General features: G+C 44.0%; 20 protein-coding genes and 1 tRNA gene. 15 read left to right on the top strand and 6 right to left on the bottom strand.

The genetic code is table 11. The features are described from left to right. Positions 1 to 21 precede the first annotated feature (21 nt). Both PSM36_RS09600 and PSM36_RS09595 read right to left on the bottom strand, forming a co-directional pair. On the bottom strand, positions 22 to 843 hold the full coding sequence (locus PSM36_RS09600) for an ISL3 family transposase (RefSeq protein WP_076928392.1): 822 nt from the start codon (positions 841 to 843) through the stop codon (positions 22 to 24). Positions 844 to 893: 50 nt separating this feature from the next. Beyond that, entirely contained in the window at positions 894 to 1,220 is a 327-nt protein-coding gene (locus PSM36_RS09595; RefSeq protein WP_076928393.1) for a transposase family protein, read from the bottom strand. On the opposite strand from PSM36_RS09595, the gene PSM36_RS09590 reads away from it, so the two are divergent. Beyond that, positions 1,214 to 1,612 (top strand): IS3 family transposase, encoded by a 399-nt coding sequence (locus tag PSM36_RS09590; RefSeq protein WP_076930716.1) that lies wholly within the window; start codon positions 1,214 to 1,216, stop codon positions 1,610 to 1,612. The genes PSM36_RS09595 and PSM36_RS09590 overlap by 7 nt on opposite strands. Positions 1,613 to 2,046: 434 nt before the next feature. Here PSM36_RS09590 and PSM36_RS09585 read toward each other — a convergent pair whose 3' ends face one another. Then, positions 2,047 to 2,340, bottom strand: a complete 294-nt coding sequence (locus PSM36_RS09585; RefSeq protein ID WP_019541122.1) for a nucleotidyltransferase family protein — start codon at positions 2,338 to 2,340, stop codon at positions 2,047 to 2,049. Between the two features lie 202 nt (positions 2,341 to 2,542). On the opposite strand from PSM36_RS09585, the gene PSM36_RS09580 reads away from it, so the two are divergent. The 10 genes from PSM36_RS09580 to PSM36_RS09535 all read left to right on the top strand — a co-directional run bounded on the left by PSM36_RS09580 (position 2,543) and on the right by PSM36_RS09535 (position 16,110). Next, complete coding sequence (locus tag PSM36_RS09580) at positions 2,543 to 3,538, top strand: EamA family transporter (RefSeq protein ID WP_076930715.1); 996 nt, start codon at positions 2,543 to 2,545, stop codon at positions 3,536 to 3,538. A 150-nt stretch (positions 3,539 to 3,688) separates the two neighbouring features. Then, entirely contained in the window at positions 3,689 to 4,705 is a 1,017-nt protein-coding gene (gene tsaD / locus PSM36_RS09575; RefSeq protein WP_076932165.1) for a tRNA (adenosine(37)-N6)-threonylcarbamoyltransferase complex transferase subunit TsaD, read from the top strand. 177 nt (positions 4,706 to 4,882) lie between these two features. Continuing rightward, positions 4,883 to 5,689: a formate/nitrite transporter family protein gene (locus PSM36_RS09570; protein ID WP_076930714.1), complete on the top strand. Its 807-nt coding sequence runs from the start codon at positions 4,883 to 4,885 to the stop codon at positions 5,687 to 5,689. Positions 5,690 to 5,730: 41 nt separating this feature from the next. After that, the gene (gene pflB, locus PSM36_RS09565; protein WP_076930713.1) at positions 5,731 to 7,971 is read left to right on the top strand and encodes a formate C-acetyltransferase; all 2,241 of its coding nucleotides are present in this window, start codon (positions 5,731 to 5,733) and stop codon (positions 7,969 to 7,971) included. A gap of 179 nt (positions 7,972 to 8,150) precedes the next feature. Continuing rightward, positions 8,151 to 8,876, top strand: coding sequence for a pyruvate formate-lyase-activating protein (gene pflA, locus PSM36_RS09560; RefSeq protein WP_076930712.1), 726 nt, complete (start codon positions 8,151 to 8,153; stop codon positions 8,874 to 8,876). Between the two features lie 54 nt (positions 8,877 to 8,930). Beyond that, the gene (locus PSM36_RS09555; RefSeq protein ID WP_154671000.1) at positions 8,931 to 10,619 is read left to right on the top strand and encodes a glutamine--tRNA ligase/YqeY domain fusion protein; all 1,689 of its coding nucleotides are present in this window, start codon (positions 8,931 to 8,933) and stop codon (positions 10,617 to 10,619) included. A 55-nt stretch (positions 10,620 to 10,674) separates the two neighbouring features. After that, positions 10,675 to 12,105, top strand: coding sequence for a tetratricopeptide repeat protein (locus PSM36_RS09550; RefSeq protein ID WP_076930711.1), 1,431 nt, complete (start codon positions 10,675 to 10,677; stop codon positions 12,103 to 12,105). Positions 12,106 to 12,283: 178 nt separating this feature from the next. After that, complete coding sequence (locus PSM36_RS09545) at positions 12,284 to 12,847, top strand: helix-turn-helix domain-containing protein (RefSeq protein ID WP_076930710.1); 564 nt, start codon at positions 12,284 to 12,286, stop codon at positions 12,845 to 12,847. Between the two features lie 38 nt (positions 12,848 to 12,885). Next, a complete protein-coding gene (locus tag PSM36_RS09540) occupies positions 12,886 to 14,553 on the top strand; it encodes an AMP-binding protein (RefSeq protein ID WP_076930709.1) in 1,668 nt (555 codons plus the stop codon). A gap of 516 nt (positions 14,554 to 15,069) precedes the next feature. Beyond that, positions 15,070 to 16,110, top strand: coding sequence for an asparaginase (locus PSM36_RS09535; protein ID WP_076932163.1), 1,041 nt, complete (start codon positions 15,070 to 15,072; stop codon positions 16,108 to 16,110). 217 nt (positions 16,111 to 16,327) lie between these two features. Here PSM36_RS09535 and PSM36_RS17890 read toward each other — a convergent pair whose 3' ends face one another. Both PSM36_RS17890 and PSM36_RS09525 read right to left on the bottom strand, forming a co-directional pair. Then, a complete protein-coding gene (locus PSM36_RS17890; protein WP_161947563.1) occupies positions 16,328 to 16,516 on the bottom strand; it encodes a type II toxin-antitoxin system RelE family toxin in 189 nt (62 codons plus the stop codon). Between the two features lie 211 nt (positions 16,517 to 16,727). Beyond that, positions 16,728 to 16,801 (bottom strand) — tRNA-Ala (locus PSM36_RS09525). Positions 16,802 to 17,060: 259 nt separating this feature from the next. Between PSM36_RS09525 and PSM36_RS09520 the strand changes: the two genes are divergently transcribed. From PSM36_RS09520 to PSM36_RS09505, 4 genes are all read left to right on the top strand, one after another. Beyond that, positions 17,061 to 17,366 (top strand): DUF4286 family protein, encoded by a 306-nt coding sequence (locus PSM36_RS09520; protein WP_076930708.1) that lies wholly within the window; start codon positions 17,061 to 17,063, stop codon positions 17,364 to 17,366. Between the two features lie 2 nt (positions 17,367 to 17,368). Then, complete coding sequence (ruvC, locus tag PSM36_RS09515) at positions 17,369 to 17,950, top strand: crossover junction endodeoxyribonuclease RuvC (protein WP_076932162.1); 582 nt, start codon at positions 17,369 to 17,371, stop codon at positions 17,948 to 17,950. Positions 17,951 to 18,134: 184 nt separating this feature from the next. Next, complete coding sequence (locus PSM36_RS09510; protein WP_076930707.1) at positions 18,135 to 19,106, top strand: HU domain-containing protein; 972 nt, start codon at positions 18,135 to 18,137, stop codon at positions 19,104 to 19,106. Between the two features lie 357 nt (positions 19,107 to 19,463). Then, positions 19,464 to 20,693, top strand: coding sequence for a PLP-dependent transferase (locus tag PSM36_RS09505; RefSeq protein WP_076930706.1), 1,230 nt, complete (start codon positions 19,464 to 19,466; stop codon positions 20,691 to 20,693). Positions 20,694 to 20,832: 139 nt separating this feature from the next. Here PSM36_RS09505 and cysK read toward each other — a convergent pair whose 3' ends face one another. Further along, the gene (cysK, locus tag PSM36_RS09500) at positions 20,833 to 21,780 is read right to left on the bottom strand and encodes a cysteine synthase A (RefSeq protein WP_076930705.1); all 948 of its coding nucleotides are present in this window, start codon (positions 21,778 to 21,780) and stop codon (positions 20,833 to 20,835) included. Positions 21,781 to 21,830 lie beyond the last annotated feature (50 nt).

Here is a 21,830-nt window from a genome sequence, read left to right as displayed (position 1 = left end):
AGTTTTAGTATGACTTAACATTTATGGATACATATCAAGATTTCCATGGAAAAACAAAATTGCTACTCTAAAATTATCATCATTTCTATATCCTCTGGCAATTGTTTTTATCTCTTGTATTGAACTGTTTAACCTTTCTGCTCTTGCATTTGAGGCACCTGTTTCTATTGCGTTTACAATGCCGTTTTGATGTCTGTCAAACATCTCGACTACCTCATTCATTTCTTTAATATTCGCCCTTTGGGCATCCAGCCGCCAAAAGGAATATATGGCAAGGGCATCCAGCCGGTTTTGGCGAAATGCGATGTCTCTAAAATTTTCCTTTACTCTCCAAGCTCTCGAAACCTCATAATTGGCATTTGATATAGCCTCGAAAGCAATATACTGTTTATTGGTAAAGTTCATTTTATCCTTCAAAAACAGATACTTGCTCTTCTTTAAGGCATCGTTTGTTTTAACTTCTCTCTTGCGAACTTTATCTACCGCTTTATTCAAATAGCCCACCAAATGGAAGTTGTCATGACAGAGTTTAGCTTCCTTAAAATACTTATTTGCGCCATAGATATAAGCATCCCACATATCCGTGCATACGGTCTTGACGGATTTGCGCTGCTTTTGAGAAAGTTTTACGCATAAATCATCTACGCTTTTTTTGGTTCGTCCCGATACAACCTCAATAACTACTCCGGCGCGCTCATCGGATAAGATGCTTAAATAGTGATGTCCTTTTTTGGTTGCTTTCTCGTCAATGCTCAGGTGTGGATAAATGTCGCTTTTGTCTCGACGTTCCAGCCCTCGAGATACGCTGCGGTGCATTATCCGGCTTACTTGTGAGTGGCTCAATGACAAAAGTTTAGCTGTGCGGCTTTGACTTTTTGTCAGAGACAAAGTTTCTATCGTTTTTTTTCAAGTAAAGTCGTCAGACGTTCACCTGTATCTGCCCAGCTAACGTCAACGGAACGGATTTCACCGCCTATTTTATAGCGCGGAATACGTGCAGTTAAATAGGTCTTGTATTGCCATAAATCCAAATGACGCCAATTACGCTCATGACGATAATCGTAAATGGGGTAATCTCTTCCGTCAATTTCTACAAAATCAAACTTATATGATAGGTGAACATAAACAGATTTTTCTTCTTCATTTATTTGAACATTGTCTACACACCATAAATCATTGATAGGCAGTAAGATTCTTTCTAATATATCGCTTGTTGTCATACGATACAAAGGTAAAATTTATTTTGTTAAGTCATATTAAAACGGGAAGAACCTTTAAAGAAGGGATGATCTTTCACTCTGACAGGGGCATTCAATATGCCTGCAAACAAACTGTTAATTTGTTGCAGTACTATAGGGTAGAGCAAAGCATGAGTGGGAAAGGCAACTGCTGGGATAACGCGGTGGCTGAAAGTTTCTTTAAATCTTTCAAAACCGAGTTGATTTACGGAACCAAGCTCAAGACAAGAGAGCAAACGCGCTTGGATATATTTGAATATATTGAATCCTGGTATAATCATAAAAGAAGATTCTCAGCATTGGGTAATTTGACTATTGATGAATATTGGGAACAGTATAATATTAAAAAACAATTAATTAAAAATGTCGCTTAACTTTTTGTCTCAAATAAGTTGGCAAGTCCAGATGGGTGCGTTTCATCTTTTAAGACGTTCCCGAAACACTATATGTTTCCCGTTCGGGAGGCTGGTACGAAGTGGAGGTCTATCCCGTGGACCACGACGGGCAGGCCATTAAGATACCGGCTCCCTTTACTTTTCCTGCGAAAATAGAATTAAGATATACCACTTTCCTGAGGTGGGTGTTAGAAAAGAGAGACGCGTAATACAAAAAAGTAACGTTATTCTGATACAGCGTTTATGTCTTTTTTCATTTGTTTTATTACGGCTAAAAGTGGAGGTATATCGTTCGCAACATTCCATCTGCGGATTTTGTCAATTCATCTATATCCTTAATGTGAGCCGTACTTTTGAGCAAATTTTCAATCGTCGTTTCAACTTGCCCTAATGTCTCAATTATCAAAAACTTATCATGCATACACAATCTCACTCATAATGCGTTTAAGGAAAGAAGGGCGCAGGTTCTTGTGTTTGCGCACAACATCAACAGGCATATCGAAAAACTTTTCGAGTTCGGCGGGAAAGCTTACCAGCGATTTCAATCCCAACGACTTGCCTTCGTAATAAATATCGATATCGCTGTCTTCGGTCTGTTCGCCGCGTGCCACAGAACCGAAAATTCCAATGCGCTCTATGCCGTACTCTTCGGCGTATTGCAATTTAAACTGTTTCAGTTTCTGCAAATATTCATCGGTAGTCATCATTGCTATATAGCTTTTAACACCTACAAAAATAAGACTTTACTCTCAAATTTACAAGATTTATTTGATTGAACTCTTTGTAAGCGGGAAAGCTAAAAAACGATTACTAAATTCTTTTCCATTATCTTTGCATCCGTTTTATCAAAAAGGCTACTACTATTTTTGAAATGTGTTTAGGATTTTCGTGAGTTGGAAATAGAAAGAAATGAATCGGAATAAATTCACTGGAGGTATTTTTGTTTTTCTTGGGGCATGTAGCTTCGGAGTTCTATCGACGATTGTAAAAAATGCGTATGAGGAAGGTTACACCCTCGGACAAATAACCGGAAGCCAGGCTTTCCTGGGAATGGTGATGTTGTGGGCGCTCTATTCCTTGCAAAAGTTTCTGTTCGGGGCAGGGAACCGCACTCCTTTGGGAGCTGCTGGAAACGCTTCCTCAGGCCGGATAGTGCGTAGCGGAGAACAGCCCCTCCGGTCGCTTGCTGGTGACAATAGTTCTCCAGGCCGGACCGCCTGGTGGAAAGTGGCTTTTGCCGGGATCTTCACAGGATTGGTTGGTATTTTTTACTATCAGTGCGTAAAACTATTACCCGCATCCATTGCCATTATCCTGTTGATGCAATATCTGTGGATCAGCATTTTGATTGAAGCGGTCCTGTTCAGAAAAAAACCGCATAGAATGCAACTGATTGCCGCTTCAATAGTGCTTGTCGGCACGGTGTTCGCGGCAGGTATATTTAACGAGGCTGTGACTTTAAATATAAAAGGGATAGGATTTGGCTTGTTGGCTGCATTTTGTTATGCCCTGTTCCTGATAGCAAGCGGCAGGGTAGGGAATGATCTGCCGGTTTTGAAAAAAGGGGCATTGATGATTACCGGCTCCTGTATTGTCACCTGGATGATTTTTCCACCGTTATTTTTGTTTGATGGACTGTTTTTCGACGGACTTTATAAATGGGGATTGATGCTGGCATTGCTTGGAACCGTTATCCCTCCTCTGTTTTTTTCTTTCGGCATGCCGCGTACCGGAGTTTCGCTGGGCGCTATCCTTAGCGCAGCAGAGTTGCCGGTCGCAGTGGTCTCTTCCAGTTTTATCCTTCAGGAGAATGTGCAGGCGCTTCAATGGGTAGGGGTATTCCTTATCCTCTTTGCCATCGTGCTTACAAATATAAAATTCCGGAGAACAGCAAACAATATATAAGTGTTATTCACCTGTTGAGTTCACGTGAATCGCTTCATACAACAACTGAATGTTTTCGACAAGTGAATACAGAGGTAAAACTTGTTTTGACTCTGTTGAGCGTAGGAAACATCTAAATTTGCAAAGTAATTTGAACAACAATTGAACCAGATGATTACAATATTAGGCATAGAGTCTTCCTGTGATGATACTTCCGCTGCCGTTATCCGCGACGGAGTGATCCTCTCGAACGTGATTGCCGGTCAGGCAGTCCATGAACGGTATGGTGGTGTAGTGCCGGAACTGGCATCACGCGCGCACCAGCAAAATATTATCCCCGTAGTACATGACGCACTGAAGCAGGCCGGCATCACAAAAGAGGATATCTCGGCTGTGGCTTTTACACGCGGACCGGGCTTGTTGGGTTCTTTGCTGGTCGGCACATCGTTCGCAAAAGGATTCTCATCGGCACTGAATATTCCAATGATTGAGATCAACCACCTTCAGGCGCATGTGCTGGCACATTTTATCAAAGAGGATGAGCATGATACCAATCAACCCGAATTTCCCTTTCTCTGCCTGCTGGTTTCGGGCGGTAATTCACAGATCATATTGGTGAAGTCTTATGACGATATGGAGATTGTAGGGCAAACCATCGACGATGCCGCGGGAGAAGCGTTCGACAAGTGCGCCAAGGTGATGGGTTTGGGTTATCCGGGAGGCCCGGTGGTAGACCGGCTGGCTAAATTGGGGAACCCCGACAGGTTTAAATTCAGTAAACCGCATATCGCGGGTTACGATTACAGTTTTAGCGGATTGAAAACATCATTCCTCTATTTTCTTCGTGATGAGTTGAAAAAAGATGACGGTTTTATTGAAAAGAACAAGGAAAATCTTTGCGCATCGCTACAAAAGACTATTATCGAGATCCTGATGGACAAACTCTACCATGCAGCCAAAGACCTGCAAATAAAAGAGGTGGCGGTAGCCGGAGGTGTATCGGCCAACTCCGGTCTGCGGGCTGCTTTTGAAGAATATAGCCGCCGTTATGAATGGAAGATACATATTCCAAAATTTGCTTATACTACCGATAATGCCGCCATGGTCGCCATTTCCGGATATTATAAATACCTGGATAGCCAATTTTGTGCGCCGGATGTGGTGCCTTACGCCAGAGTATCGATATGATAATGAAGATGAATAAAAAATTTGGAAATTAATTGTGGAAATATTTCCGTAATTAAAGGTTAAATCGTATCTTTGCATCCGATTTGATTAAGATTGTTAAGGGTTATACGGAAAATACTTTTCTTGCGATAAAGAATTTCCCTTTATTACTCTTGGTTTATGTTTTAGGAAGGCAATATGAATTATTATACTCCGGCAGAAGCTGCCGAAGCGTTTAGGATCACAGCAATTAATAAGTCGAAGCTCCCGTTTCTACATTTTGCTATTGCAGCTATCCTTGGTGGAGCGTTTATTGCGCTCGGCGGGTTGCTGACTGTAATGGTCGCCGGAGGAATGCCGGAAACCGGTAGTACTAATCCGGGACTGATGAAATTTGTGGCAGGGGCACTCTTCCCGGTGGGACTTATCATGGTCTCAGTCACCGGAGCCGATCTGTTCACCAGCGATTGTGCCGGTCTGACCTTCCCATTATTGAAGCGGGATGTATCGGTGGTAAAAGTGGTAAAAATACTTCTGCTTTCCTATCTGTTTAATTTCGTCGGAGCACAATTCATTGCTTTCGTATTATCTGCCAATGTAGGTTTATTCGATAAGGAACCCTGGCAATCTTATCTGCATCATTATTCCGAAGTAAAAGTGAATCAGGATTTCGTACGTGTATTCATAAAGGGGATCGCAGCTAACTGGCTGGTATGCCTTGGTATGTTTATGGGATACACGGCGAAGGACATCACCGGGAAAAGCATAGCTATCTGGATTCCTATCATGATCTTTGTTGTGCTTGGCTACGAACACTCTGTCGCCAATATGTTTTTCATTCCGGCGGCGATATATAGTGGAGCCGATATCACCTGGGCCGGTTTTCTTTCGAAAAATCTGTTTCCCGCGACACTTGGCAATATTGTGGGTGGCATGTTACTGGTCGGAACGGTCTATTGGTACCTGTTCCTTCGTCAACCGCAAAAAACAGATAAGCATAATTAAAAATACAATATATCAACATTACAAAAATAAATATATCAACGATGAATAATCAGCATGAATCTTGGAAAGGCTTTAAAGGAGAAGTCTGGAGAAACGAAATCAATGTAAGGGATTTCATTATGAACAACTATACACCGTATGAGGGTGATGATAGTTTTCTGGTTTCTTCCACAGAACGTACCCGTAAAGTCTGGGACAAGTTGACGGAAATGTTCAAGGAAGAGCAGGCCAAAGGCGTGTATGATGCCGAAACCAAATATCCGCAGGAAATAGACACCTACGGGCCGGGATATATCGACAAGGATAACGAAGTGATCGTCGGTTTGCAGACTGATGCACCCCTCAAACGTGGGATCTTCCCCAAAGGTGGTATCCGCATGGTAGAAAACGCACTGAACGCATATGGGTACGAACTCGATCCCATGACCAAAGAGATTTATACCCGCTATCGGAAGACGCACAACGAAGGTGTTTTTTCGGCTTATACCGACGAGATGGTCGCTGCCCGGCGGTCGGCTATCATTACCGGATTACCCGATGCCTACGGCCGAGGCCGTATTATCGGTGATTACCGCCGTGTGCCGCTTTACGGGACAACAGTCCTGATCCGGGAGAAGAAAGATTTTCTTAAACGTCTCGATATTCAGGAAATTACGGAACGCGTTATACAGAGCCGTGAAGAGATCTCGGAACAGATCAAGGCGCTGAAAGCTTTCGAAAAAATGTGTAATGGTTATGGATTTGATGTGACCGAACCGGCAAAGAATGCCCGCGAAGCCGTGCAATTCCTCTATTTTGCATATCTGGCGGCCGTAAAAGACCAGGATGGGGCGGCCATGTCGATCGGGCGTACCTCGACTTTCCTCGATATTTATATCGAAAAAGATATCAAAGCCGGATTATTGACCGAAGAAGAAGCACAGGAATTGATCGACCAATTAATTATAAAACTCCGGATCGTGCGTTTCCTTCGTACGCCGGACTATAACGACCTGTTTTCGGGCGACCCGGTATGGGTTACCGAATCATTGGGTGGACAGACCGTGGACGGACGTACTTTGGTGACAAGGACTTCGTTCCGTTACCTCCATACGCTCTACAACCTGGGCCCGGCTCCGGAACCGAACCTGACAGTACTCTGGTCGCAGCACTCTCCTGAGAACTGGAAACAATTCTGTTCCAAAGTGTCGGTAGATACCTCTGCTATCCAATATGAGAATGACGACCTGATGCGTCCCGATTATGGTGATGACTACGGGATTGCCTGCTGCGTATCGCCGATGAAGATAGGGAAACAGATGCAGTTGTTCGGTGCACGCGCCAATCTGGCCAAGTGTCTGTTGTACGCCATCAATGGTGGTCGTGATGAGAAATCGGGTGTGCAGGTGGCACCTAAGTTTGAGGGTATCACTTCCGAGTACCTCGATTATGATGAGGTAATGGCGAAATTCGAGCAGATGATGCGCTGGCTGGCGAAAGTATACGTCAACGCGTTGAAAATCATCCACTACATGCACGATAAATACGCTTATGAAGCATTTGAAATGTCGCTTCACGACGGCGATGTGCAACGTATCCGGGCGACAGGTATTGCGGGTCTTTCTATTGTGGCCGACTCGCTCGCAGCGATCCGTGATACGAAGGTGAAAGTGATCCGCGACGAACGGGGTATTGCCGTGGATTTCGAACGGCAAGGCGATTATGTGCCTTTCGGAAATAACGATGACAGGACAGACCAGATCGCCGTGGATATCACCCGTAAGTTCATGGGATATCTCCGTCAGCACGAAACATACCGGAATGCCATTCCCACACAATCTATCCTTACCATCACCTCTAACGTGGTATATGGAAAGAAGACGGGAGCAACACCTGACGGCCGCGCTGCCGGAACACCCTTTGCGCCGGGTGCGAACCCCATGAACGGCCGCGATACCAAAGGAGCGGTGGCCGCATTGGCTTCGGTGGCGAAACTGCCCTTCCAGCACGCGCACGACGGCATATCCTATACCTTTGCCGTTTCTCCGGGAACGCTCGGAAAGGAGCGGAACGTACAAATAACCAATATGGTCGGCCTGCTCGACGGATATTTCACTTCAGATGGCGGACAGCATCTCAACGTGAATGTGTTCGACAAGGATCTGCTGGTGGATGCGATGAATCATCCCGAAAATTATCCGCAGCTGACAATCCGTGTTTCGGGTTACGCGGTTAATTTTGTGAAGCTGACCAAAGAGCAACAGTTGGATGTGATCTCCAGGACGATCAATCATTCACTATAGATTTTCCATAATTGTAACTAAGGCGGAGTCCTTTAGATGTTTTGTGGGGTACCCATAGCTCGCAGTGAGCGTAAAAAGAGTAGCTGTTTGAGCGAAGCGAGTTCTACTCTTTTAGCGTACGAGAGCTATAACGGGTCACAAAACATCGTCAGACGAACGCCTTAGTTGCATACTTTTATATGTTAGGACGGATTCATTCATTGGAGAGTTTCGGGACGGTCGATGGGCCGGGGATCCGCTTTGTGGTTTTCCTGCAAGGCTGCCCTTTGCGTTGCCTTTATTGCCATAACCCCGATACATGGGATCCGAAACAAACCGGAAAATACGTCCTTTCTCCTGAAGAACTGCTGACGGAAGTCTTACGGTATAAGAGTTTCATAGCCAAAGGCGGCGTGACTGTCACCGGCGGAGAACCGCTCTTGCAACCGGAATTCCTGCTCGAATTTTTCTCCTTGTGTAAAGAAAGCGGTATCCATACCGCACTCGATACTTCCGGAGCCATCTTTACAGAAGCAGGACAGAAGGTCTTTGACATAGTGGATCTGGTATTGCTCGATGTGAAATCGATCGATGCGGACCAACATAAAAAACTGACCGGAGTACGGATCGATAATACGCTTCAATCCCTCAATTATCTTGAAGAAAAAAACAAACCCACTTGGGTTCGCCATGTGATTGTACCGGGATGGACAGATGACGACCTGTTACTGAAAAGAACAGCCGACTACCTGGCTCCTTATCGCTGTATCGAAAAAGTGGAGTTGCTGCCATATCATGATATGGGAGCCCGTAAATATGAGCAGTTGGGAATGGAATATCGACTGGAAAACACATCACCTCTATCGAAAGAAAGACTCGAAAACGCCCGTAATATTTTTAGGAATGTCGGACTTCAGGTGTTGTAATGATTTTTTTCGCTAAATTTGCAGGTTGAAAACAGAATATTATTAACGATACATATGATGGAAAAAGAACAATCCGTAGTCGAGGAGAGCAGGAAAAACCTTAATTTTATAGAACAGATCGTAGAGAATGATCTGAAAGAAGGAAAAAATGGAGGTCGGATACAGACCCGTTTCCCGCCTGAACCGAACGGTTATCTGCATATCGGACATGCTAAAGCCATTTGCCTTGATTTCGGTATCGCGGAAAGATATGGCGGTATTTGTAACCTCCGTTTCGATGATACCAATCCTGTAAAAGAGGATATGGAGTATGTGGATTCCATCATGGAAGATATAAAATGGCTTGGGTTTCATTGGGAAAACGTCTATTACGCATCCGACTATTTCAAACAATTGTGGGACTTTGCCGTACAGCTTATCAAAGAAGGCAAAGCTTATGTGGATGAGCAATCGGCAGAAGAGATCGCGAAACAGAAGGGAACGCCTACTATACCGGGAACGCATAGTCCGTATCGTGACCGACCCAGTGAGGAATCACTGGAATTGTTCGAAAAGATGAATAGCGGTGAGATCCCCGAAGGAAAGATGGTATTGCGTGCCAAGATAGATATGGCTTCATCGAATATGCATTTCCGCGACCCCATTATCTACCGGGTAATCCATATTCCTCACCATCGTACAGGCACACAATGGAAAGCTTATCCGATGTACGATTTCGCACATGGTCAGTCTGATTATTTTGAGGGAGTAACCCATTCGCTTTGTACGTTGGAGTTCGAAGTGCACCGTCCACTGTACGACTGGTTCCTTGATCAACTGGCCGATAGTGATTACCGTCCGCGTCAGACCGAATTCAACCGTCTGAACCTCACTTATACGGTGATGAGTAAGCGTAAGTTATTGCAATTGGTACAGGAAAAGCTGGTTTCGGGATGGGACGATCCACGGATGCCGACGCTGACCGGTATGCGCCGCAGAGGATATACGGCGCAGGCTATTCGTAATTTCATAGATAAGATAGGTTATACGAAATATGAAGCCATCAACGACGTGTCGCTGTTGGAACATGCAGTACGTGAAGACCTGAACGCGCATGCAATACGTGTATCGGGTGTAATTGATCCCATCAAGTTGATCCTTACCAACTATCCGGAAGGTCAGGTAGAGGAGATGGAGGCTATCAATAATCCTGAAGATGAAAGTATGGGTGGCCGAAAAGTGAAATTCAGCCGTGAACTGTGGATTGAACGTGATGATTTCATGGAAGAAGCTCCTAAAAAATATTTTCGTCTTACACCGGGTAACGAGGTACGTCTGAAAAATGGATATATCGTAAAATGTACCGGTTGCAGGAAAGATGAAGAGGGGAACGTGACAGAGGTGTATGCCGAATATGATCCGATGACGAAAAGCGGTATGCCCGACTCGAACCGCAAAGTGAAAGGAACTATCCACTGGGTATCCGTATCTCACAGCTTAGACGCGGAAGTGAGGCTTTATGACCGTCTTTTCATGGTGGAAGATCCGGCTAGTGAAAAGGAAAAAGATTTCAGGGAACTGTTGAATCCTGATTCGCTTATCGTGAAAAAAGGATGTAAGGTGGAGGAATATCTGAAAGATGCCAAACCGCTGGATAGTTTCCAGTTTCAACGGATCGGTTATTTCAACGTGGATCGTGATTCCACCGAAGATACTTTAGTGTTTAACCGTACAGTAGCACTGAAAGATTCCTGGAAAAAATGAGGCCTGTCTTTTCTTTATTGGGTGGCTACATTAGAATAGCCAAGAGAGACTGTAAATGGAAGATAACGAACTGGACATAAATTCTTTAATTGAGAAGTACGAGCATATGCGTGCCCTCGGCAGGAAGATCTATTTCGATGCCGATGAATTCGCCATGCTTGCAGAATACTACAATGCCGAAGGTGATAACGAGGAAGCGGAAGAACTCATCAATGAGGGGTTGAAGATGCATCCCGGTAGCCCCGAACTAATGTTGTTGAAAGCGAAAGTACTTGTCTATTCGGAGATGTACCAGGATGCGCTCGATTATATGGAGTGGATCTCGGACGATGGCGGGGTCGATCTGGCACTGCTCAAGATAGAGTCGTTATTACACCTCGGAAGGGATGCCAAAGCCGACCAGCTTATCAATAATGAGTTGAAGCAGGAACTTCCCATAGACGATCTCTATTTTTTCATTACTGAACTCGGATATATGTTCAATGATGTGGATATGTTCGACCGTGCCATTTCGTTTCTCGAAGAGAGCATGAAGATCAATGACTCGAACAGCGATGCTGTTGTCGATCTTGCATACGCTTACGAGATGAAGGGGAATCTGGAGAAAGCCATAGAGTACAATAACCGGCTACTCGATATCGATCCGTATTCGTACGACGGCTGGGTAAATATAGGTAAACTCTATTCCATGAACGACCAACATGACAAGGCGGTAGATGCATTTGATTTTGCGCTTACCATCAATGAGGACGATGTCAACGTATGGAAGATGAAAGCCCTTTCACTTTATCTGAATGATAATCTTGAAGCCGCAATTACACTTTTTGAGGAGTGCCTGCAAAAATCGTCCGATGATGAATCGGTGTATGATTCCTTATTGGAGGCCTATAGCGCAATGGAGCAATACGATAAGATGATGGATCTTATCGATAAGAGGGAAGCCGTACTGGGTAGTGAAGGTATTATGGCTAAACGCGCTTTTGTCTATATCAATAAAGAGGACTATGAGCGGGCGAAGGAACTCTTCACTCAGATACCGGAGGCTGAAAGGGAAACACTCGACTATTTCATGCTGGAGGGTGAACTGGCTTTTCATGACGGAGATTTTGTCGGGGCCGAAACAGCATATATGAAAGCAGCGCTTGCATCGGAAGGTAATGAGGATGTCCTCGACAGGCTGGCGAATATCAGCGTGGCACAGGAAAAGTTTGAGCAGGCTGCCGGTTATCTGGAAGAGTTACTGGAGATTGCACCCGATTTCCCGACGGCAAAATCGAGGCTGGCTTTTATCCGTTTCGAGATTGGCTCCAAAGAACCGTTCGACGAGATCATGGAACAATTCTCAGATCAGGAGTTGAGGGATCTGCTCAATTTGATTACCGGCAGTGAAAACAACGATTTTTCTGATTATAACCGTGAAAAAATACTTACACGCCTCAATGAGGCGCGTGAAAACAGGGTATTGTTCAAGAATATAAAATACTGACCGTTTGCCCTTTATTTTAATACCGTATTGAATAATACCGGATGCGGGGATAAATTGATATGAAAACAGGCCTCAGAAAATAGAATTGATATAAAACATACCTGAAAAATAACATTTTCGAATAATATTTGCTCTGTTGTTTAAATTATTTTATTTTTGCAGCTTCAATCGGAAAAAGATGGTAGCTGTTACGGAAAAAATAAAAATTTTATGCGCCGGTAAAAATATATCGGTTGAAGATCTGGCTGCAGGAGCTGGGTTAAGGGTAGATCAGGTGAATAGGATACTTGAAGATGAAAGAATACCTTCCCTTGCATCATTAATTAAAATAGCACGTGCATTGGGAGTGCGTCCGGGCACTTTTCTTGACGACAGCGAAGAAATAGGGCCGGTCGTTACCCGGCACGCCGATTCGTCTCCTACCGTTACATTTACCAGCCATTTGACCGATAATAACTCTCACATGGATTTTTCTTCACTGGCAGCAAGGAAGGCCGGACGGAACATGGAGCCGTTTCTCATCGATATCAAACCTGTCACAGAAACCGAGAATTATTCATCACACGAAGGGGAGGAGTTTCTTTTTGTGCTGGAAGGAGCCATTGTTGTGCATTATGGAAAAGAGAGATATGAATTGCAGAAAGGTGATAGTATCTACTACGATTCTATTGTGAATCATCTGGTGACGGCCGGAGGAAATTCTACGGCAAAAATCCTGGGTATTGTGTACTCTCCTGCATAACTAATTTCACAGTGATGCAGAAAAATCCGTTATCAGCAATGACCGATCAACCAGATATTCAACTCTCCGACAGAACGCTGGGAGACTGGCTGGAATACTGGGCAGAAGAGACGCCGGATAAAGAATATATTGTCTACTCCGACCGTAATCTGCGTTTTACCTGGGATACTTTCAACAATAGGGTGGATAATATGGCAAAAGGGCTTATTTCCATCGGAGTGACCCGGGGCAGTAACGTGGGTATCTGGGCGCAGAACGTACCGGATTGGCTGACTTTCCTTTACGCGACCGCGAAGATCGGCGCTGTAGCGGTGACGGTGAACACCAACTATCGTACCGAAGAGGTATCGTATCTGATGAAAGATTCGGACATGCACACTTTGTGCATGACCGATGGGGTGCCGGGAAGTAATTATACCGATATTATTTACGGACTGGTGCCGGAACTGAAGAGCATCCAGCGCGGTAAATTGAAATCCGACCGTTTTCCCGAATTAAGAAACGTTGTTTACATAGGACAGGAGAAATACCGGGGAATGTATAATACGGCTGAATTGCTGCTGCTTGGGAAAAATGTTCCTGATCAGGAGTTCAAACGATTGCGTTCGCTCTCCCGGTGCCACGATGTGGTGAATATGCAGTACACTTCGGGAACTACAGGATTTCCCAAAGGTGTGATGCTTACACACCATAATATTGCCAATAACGGTTATTTGACGGGGGTACATATGAAATTCACATCTGACGACAAGTGCTGCGTCTGTGTGCCTTTGTTCCACTGCTTCGGGGTAGTGCTTGCCACTATGTGCTGCCTGACTCACGGCAGTACGCAGGTGATGGTGGAGCGTTTCGATCCGCTGGTCACGCTTGCTTCTATCCACAAGGAACGATGTACTGTATTGCACGGAGTTCCTACCATGTTTATTGCACAACTCAACCATCCTATGTTCGATTTGTTTGATGTGAGTTCCCTTCGTACGGGAATCATGGCCGGCTCTCTCTGCCCTGAGGAGTTGATGAGGCAGGTGAATGAGAAGATGTTCATGGATCTTACCAGTGTGTACGGAATGACGGAAACCTCACCCGGAATGACGCAGAGCCGTGTGGATGACCCCTTTGATGTACGATGTACGACTGTGGGTAGCGATTATGAGTTTACCGAAGTGAAAGTGCTCGATCCCGAAACGGGGAAAGAGTGTCCCGTCGGGGTACAGGGTGAGATGTGCTGTCGCGGGTATAATGTGATGAAAGGTTATTACAAGAATCCGGAAGCAACGGCTCAGGTCATTGATGCGAGCGGGTTCATGCATTCGGGCGATCTGGGGATAAAGGACGGGAATGGAAACTATCGTATTACCGGACGTATCAAAGATATGATCATCAGGGGAGGGGAGAACATATCTCCCAAAGAAGTAGAGGATTATCTTTACAGGATGCCGGGGGTGAAGGATGTGCAGGTGGTGGCTGTAGCTTCGGAGAGGTACGGCGAAGATGTGGGTGCCTTCATCATCCGGAAAGAGGCATGCCAACTGGAAAGTGAAGATGTACGCGACTTTTGTAAAGGGCATATTGCCAAATACAAGATACCCCGCTATGTCTTTTTTGTGGATGAGTTCCCGATGACCGGTAGCGGCAAGATACAGAAATTCCGCCTTAGGGAAATGGCCCTCGAGTTGTGTGAGAAAAATGGTATCGCAATCCTATAGATTACAGTTCCGATAGTTTTCGGATATTGTAAAATAAATATTCGATGTTTCAGATGTTGTCTTTATGCCGGGCATACGAGTCTGTTGCTCGAATGCTGGCTTTTGGTCGGACGCTATTTTTGGGTTACTTTCTACCGGTAGGTCGTATTTTGTAGGTTGGTTAGGTGACATTGCTGTTCAATGTGATGCTCGTTCCGGTTTCCAGCTTATCAAAAGGAATAATATCCACCTTGTCATACAAATTCACGTATGGGGGCCAGTGGACTGGCTGCGGGTTTGTGAATTGCACGAGAGTCTGGGTACAGAGTGATTCTGTTATGAAAACAGATTTTCCGAGGTGAGAATAAATATCAGGAAGAAAACTATATTTAATAATCCATTTATATCATGTATATTTGTATGCAGAAAATCGTTCAGCCACCGCAAATATTGTAGTCGTAGACAAAAGCAATGGTATTTTTTGAGAAGTAAAGACTATTGGTGGCCACACTTCCGATTTACATGACAAAAGACAATATGATGACGGGAGCCACCTCTGTTTTAATAATATATACAGGCGGAACTATAGGAATGATAAAAAACCAGGAAACCAATACCCTGGAAAGTTTTAATTTTGACTATCTGTTGAAATACATTCCGGAACTGAAAAAATTCAATTATCACATTTCTACATACCAATTTTCTCCTCCTATCGATTCTTCTGATATGGAGCCGGTACATTGGGCCCGTCTGGTAGAAATTATCAGTACCAATTACGACAATTATGACGGATTTGTAATTCTTCACGGTACGGATACTATGGCTTATACGGCATCTGCCTTAAGTTTTATGCTTGAGAATTTGAGTAAACCGGTCATCCTTACAGGCTCTCAACTTCCAATCGGAATGCTTCGGACTGATGCTAAAGAGAATTTGATTACTGCCATTGAAATAGCGGCAGCTAAAAATCCGGATGGAACTGCTATCGTGCCCGAAGTTTGTATTTTCTTCGAGAACCACTTGATGCGGGGTAACCGAACTACGAAAATAAATGTAGAAAACTTCAATGCCTTCCGTTCATTTAACTATCCTGCTTTGGCCCGTGTGGGCATACATATAAAATATGCCCAGAATCTTATTCAATATCCGGACATAATTCGACCTTTATTCCCCCATTATTTGTTTGATCCCAATGTTGTTATGTTGACTCTTTTTCCCGGCATCCAGGAAAGCATTATCACTTCATTACTCCATGTTCCTGAACTTAAAGCCGTTGTATTGAAAACCTTTGGTGCGGGAAATGCTCCTCAAAAGGAATGGTTTATCCATCAGTTGAGAGATGCCACCGAAAGAGGGATCATCATCGTCAATATAACACAATGTACTTCCGGTATGGTAGAAATGCAGCGCTACAAAACAGGAAGACAGCTGCTTGATATAGGCGTGATTAGCGGATATGACAGTACTCCTGAGTGTGCGGTTACGAAATTGATGTTTCTTTTAGGCCATAGGCTTTCAGAAAAAGAGATCAGGCACAGAATGAATACATGCATAGCAGGGGAAATTACAAAAGTATGATTCACATAAAAAAGGGCACAAAAAAACCGGTGATTTATCACCGGTTCGCTGTTAATTGTTTTTTTTACCTCATCTAACGAGTATCGTTTACCGTCGTCTGTTAGCTTATGTAGTTGTACTGTTAGCTTGTCCTGCATATCTTCTATGTCGTTCGCAGATAACTCGCTCAATATTGCTTCAAAGGCTTGTATAACGCCTTTTTTTAGTTGTGCTGTTTTCATCTGTACACGTCCTTTCTGTGATTAATATCAATTACTAATATAACAAGCTTTTCATCCTGTAGTTCATATAGCACCCTATAGTTCGCGACTTTTAACCGGTAGTAGCCGCTCATGCCCTTCAATGCCTTAACATTACTGCTCCCATACGGGTTTTGTTGTAACGCCTCAAGTTTCTCGATTATCAAATGTTTGATAAACCGGATCTATCTTTTGTAGACTCTTTAAAGCATTTCGGGTAAATTCTATTGCATACATACACAAAGGTATAGAATGTTTTTTACTTTGCTGGAAAACTTTCCTTTTAATGTGGTGATGCAATAAAAATCCTTGGTGTGTATTAGCAAAATTACAAAAAAAATGGGACAAATCTATCTTTTGTAAACTTGTCCCAAGAGGTGGAGATTACCGGACTCGAACCGGTCACCTCAACACTGCCAGTGTTGCGCTCTAGCCAGATGAGCTAAACCCCCGTTATTTATTATAAAAACTGCCTACCGTTTTAGACGGTGCAAAGATAATAATTATTCTGAAATAATATATTCTATCTTGTGATTTCTTTGTTTTAGGATGATTTGTTTTTCTTACAAAATAGCTGTAAATTTGATCTACCTATTCATCAATGTATCTACTTTCGCTTATCCGGCATAGAGGGTAGTAAAACAGCTTCAATTTCGAATAAAGAATTTGTATTTTTGTAAAATAATTCAGAAAATTAAAAGATCACAATATATGATTGTTTTTAATACCACTTTCCATGTGGAGGAAGAGATCCATGAAGAATTTGTAGAATATATGTTGCAGCATTTTATTCCTATGTCTACAAAAAGCGGCTTGCTCACATCGCCCCGTTTATCGCGTGTGTTTGGTAGAGAGGTGGAAGCAGGTCACTCTTTTGCGATGGAATTCCATGTAACCGATCTGGCTGCATTGGAGCGGTGGAATAGAGAAGAGAGTGGGGTAGTCTACGTTCCGTTGTTAGAGAAATTCAAAGAAAAGATGGTTGGATTTTCCACCGTGATGCAAACCATTAGTTGATGATGCAGAAAGAGCGGATTATAATGGGGATTGACCCCGGTACGCAGGTGATGGGATATGGTATCCTCCGGGTGCTCGACAATAAACCTTACCTGGAGGCGATGGGGGTAATGCAGTTGGGAAAATACGACGATCATTACCTGAAGCTGGCAAAGATCTATGCACGGGTCATAGGCCTTATCGAGGAGTATCTTCCGGATGAGCTGGCCATCGAAGCACCTTTCTTTGGCAAGAACGTGCAGAGTATGCTCAAACTGGGACGTGCCCAGGGAGTAGCTATGGCTGCTGCCATATCAAGGGATATTCCCATTTTTGAATATGCACCCCTGAAGATAAAGATGGCTATTACCGGGAATGGTCGGGCTGCCAAAGAACAGGTGGCTTATATGCTACAGAAACTGCTCCATATTCCGGATGAGAATATGCTTCCGCAACTGGATGCATCGGATGGCCTTGCTGCAGCGTTGTGTCACTTCTATCAATCGAATATTACCATGAGTGAGAAAAAATACAAGAGCTGGAAAGATTATGCGAATCATAATCCGGAGAAGGTGAAATCTGCGGGTAAGCGAGAACAAAGATAAACGGGTTTATCTTTGTCGAGTGGAAGCAGATTGTGTGAAGTAAAATCTATGGTAAGCGAGGACAAACATAAACTTGTTTGTGTTTGCCGACCGGGAGTGGATTACGTGAAGCGAAAAATGGCGGACTTGAGTGAAAAAAATCATTTTGTGAGGAATTAATTACAATTTTTTTTATCTTTGCCTTATGAATCAACTAATATCCCATATTGAATTTTTACTGCATGATCACAATTGTGTGATTATTCCCGATTTCGGAGGTTTTGTGGTAAATGCCATTCCCCCGCAGAGGGATGGGATAGCGGCTTTTGATGCGCCCGTCTGTGAACTGCTGTTTAACCGCGACCTCACCCATAATGATGGGTTGCTGGCCCAGTCTTATATGAAGAATGGCAATATGACGTTCGAATCGGCCATGCAAAAAGTGGAATATGATGTGCAGGTGTTGAAACGGCAATTGCGTGAACAGCGCCATGTGGACATGGGGAAGTTAGGTTCATTTAATATGCATGATGATAAGCGTTTTGTGTATACCCCCGGAGCATTTATCCGCCCTTCACTTTTTGGATTGACCAGGGCTACATTGAAACCACTCATACAAATGCAGCCGGTTGTACCGGTACAGAAAAGTGAAAACAGGCAGAAATGGGGACGTAATGCTGCAATTACTGCTGTCAGCGTGGCTGCCGTGGCCCTGTTGATGTTTATCCTTCCGGTAAGTGATAACACTATTGTCCGGCAATCTGCCCGGATGCTTTCTGAAACCGGGTGGTTACAGTCCAAAGCATCACAACCGGTAAACCGTATTGCTATGACGGATGAATTGGTAGTAAATGAAACGGAAAAAGCAGGAGAATATTCAACTACCCCAAACGGAATGAATGTACCTGCTGCAATGGATGCTGTTGAACAGAACGTAACGGACGATTTACCCAGGTATTATATCGTAATGGGGGTATATAAAGGAGTCGAGTCGGCTCAAAAAACCACAGAATTGTTGCTTGATGAGGGTTTTCATCAGACAGGGTGGCTGGAGCGACCCGACCGTATTGATGTATATGCGGCATCATTTACCGATGAATCTGCTGCAAAAGTCTATTTAAAAGAAGTCCATAAGAAATTTCCCGGGCATAATGATGCCTGGATTTTAAAAAGATAATTAGCTATGTCTTTGAAATGTAATATTATCACCGGCTTTGTCCTTTATTGGGCATATCAGCTCTACAGATATAGAAAGACGCTGACATCCCCTTTCGACAGGTTCCGTTTTCCGGATTTTTAATTTTCTAACTTCTGCCGGAATCTTTCTACTCCATTTTAACATTCAATCCGGACTCTTTTCCCAATCTTCTGTTGTACCTTTGGGGGCACATTTTGATGCACTATTTCATTAAGCCAAATGAGCAGAGTCAAGTTTTCATAGACTATGCCATGGTAAGGGATAGTCTATTTTTAATAAACTATTTTGATAAGCAATATGAGCAAAGTGTGAACTTTGCCAAACTCTGGAAAAGAAATGAACGAAAAAGAATATGAAGCTCAACTACTGAGTACGCCTTACCCAAAACAAGATCCTTATGGCGCATTATCGATGCCCGTTTACCATGCCCTTGCATATGAATTTGAGACAGCAGAAGAGATGGAAGCTGCTTTTTGCGGACGGACAGACGAGCATACTTATTCCCGCATAACCAATCCTACAGTACAACATCTCGAGGAGCGGGTGAAGAATGTGACCGGCGCATATGGTGTCACCGCACTCAATTCAGGTATGGCTGCAATCAGTAATACACTGATTACATTAGCTTGGAGCGGCTGTAATCTTATCACTTCGCGCCATCTCTTTGGCAATACCTATTCCTTTTTCGTAAATACATTGAATGCATTGGGCATGAAGGTACGGTTTTGTGACCTGACCAATCCGAAAGAAGTCGCGGAAGCAATGGATGAGCAAACTTGTGGCCTGTTTCTGGAAATAATCACCAACCCGCAAATGGAGGTGGCCGATTTGGCAGCATTGAGTAAGATTGCTCATGACAGAGGAGTCCCACTGATTGCAGATACCACGATTATTCCTTTCCCAATCTTTCGAGCCATTGATTTTGGGGTAGATATAGAGGTGGTAGCAAGTACTAAATACATCTCCGGTGGTGCGACAACCCTGGGTGGGCTGATCATCGATTACGGACGGTTCAATCAATATCGTACGCCATTGTTACAAGCTCTCAAGGGAACCTCACAATCACCGTTCCACACCAGGTTACGTAAGGAGGTGCACAGGAACCTGGGGGCTTATATGACTCCCGAAGTAGCTTATCAGCAGTCACTGGGTCTTGAGACATTGCAGTTGCGTTTTGAGAGACAGGCTACCGCGTGTAAGGAATTGGCCGGAAAGTTGCAGGCATTACCGCAAGTAAAGACTGTCAATTATACCGGTTTAAGGGATAATCCTTTCTATGGGATAAGTAAAAAACAATTCGGAAACTATCCCGGTGCAATGCTTACCTTCGATCTCGAATCGAGAGAAGAGTGTTACCGGTTTATGAATAGGCTTAAACTGATACGTCGTGCTACCAATTTGTTTGATAACCGTTCTCTGATCATCCATCCGGCCAGTACCATTTTCGGTTCATTTACCGCAGTACAACGCGAGTCAATGGATGTGAAAGAAACTACGATCCGGTTATCGGTAGGATTGGAGAGTGTGGCTAGTCTTTTTGAAGATATCTGCCAGGCGCTGGCATAATCGGGAATAGTCATCTGTCAGAAACTATTTAGCTCTTGTACAGATGCTTTGATATAAAAAATGCCCCCGGAGAGTGAAACAAAACTTTAGGGGGCATTTTAATTATGATAACCTTGCAATCTATTTAATTTATAATTCTTTATAATGGATATTCGTCGAAGGCGTAAAGCAGGGTGGAGAGATAACGTTCCCCTGTGTCGGGCAATACTACTACAATATTCTTTCCTTCATTTTCAGGTTTTTGGGCAAGCTGGAGGGCGGCATAAGCGGCTGCTCCCGATGAGATGCCCACTAATAATCCTTCTGATGCGGCCAGTTTCCGGCTGGTACGAATAGCGTCGTCATTGCTCACCGGAATTACCTGATCCACTACTGCAGCATTGTATGTGCCGGGGACAAAACCGGCGCCGATTCCCTGAATTTTGTGAGGCCCGGGTGCTCCGCCTGAGAGCACGGGTGAATCAGCCGGCTCTACAGCGACCACTTTGATATTGGGATTCAGTTCTTTCAGTCGTTTTCCTGCACCGCTCACCGTCCCGCCGGTGCCGACACCGCTTACCAGGATATCCACTTTTCCGTCCGTATCCCGCCATATCTCTTCACCGGTAGTGTGGTAATGGATTGAAGGATTGGCCGGATTTTCGAACTGTTGCAGGATAATGGCATCAGGCAATTCAGTCTGGAGTTGTGATGCTTTTGCAATAGCTCCTTTCATTCCTTCGGTACCAGGTGTCAGCACCAATTCGGCACCCAGCGCTTTCAACAGATTCCTTCTTTCGAGACTCATCGTCTCAGGCATGGTGAGGATCAGCCTGTATTTTTTGATGGAGGCGACAAATGCCAACCCGATACCTGTATTGCCACTTGTCGGTTCAATGATTACCGAACCGGCTTTTAGTAAACCCTTCTTTTCTGCATCTTCTACCATAGATAGTGCAATACGGTCTTTCACGCTTCCCAGAGGATTAAAGCTCTCTAACTTGGCTATAAGATTGGCTTTGACTTCTTCGGCCTCCTTGAATTGATTGAGTTTCACTAAAGGGGTGTTACCCACTAGATCTGTTAACTTCTCTGCTATCTTTCCCATAATTCTGTATATTAAAATTTTTGACAAAAATAGCAGGTATTGCAGGGGTA

The sequence above is a fragment of the Proteiniphilum saccharofermentans genome, from assembly GCF_900095135.1.
GTDB lineage: Bacteria > Bacteroidota > Bacteroidia > Bacteroidales > Dysgonomonadaceae > Proteiniphilum > Proteiniphilum saccharofermentans.
This window is presented reverse-complemented; position numbering and strand designations above follow the sequence as displayed.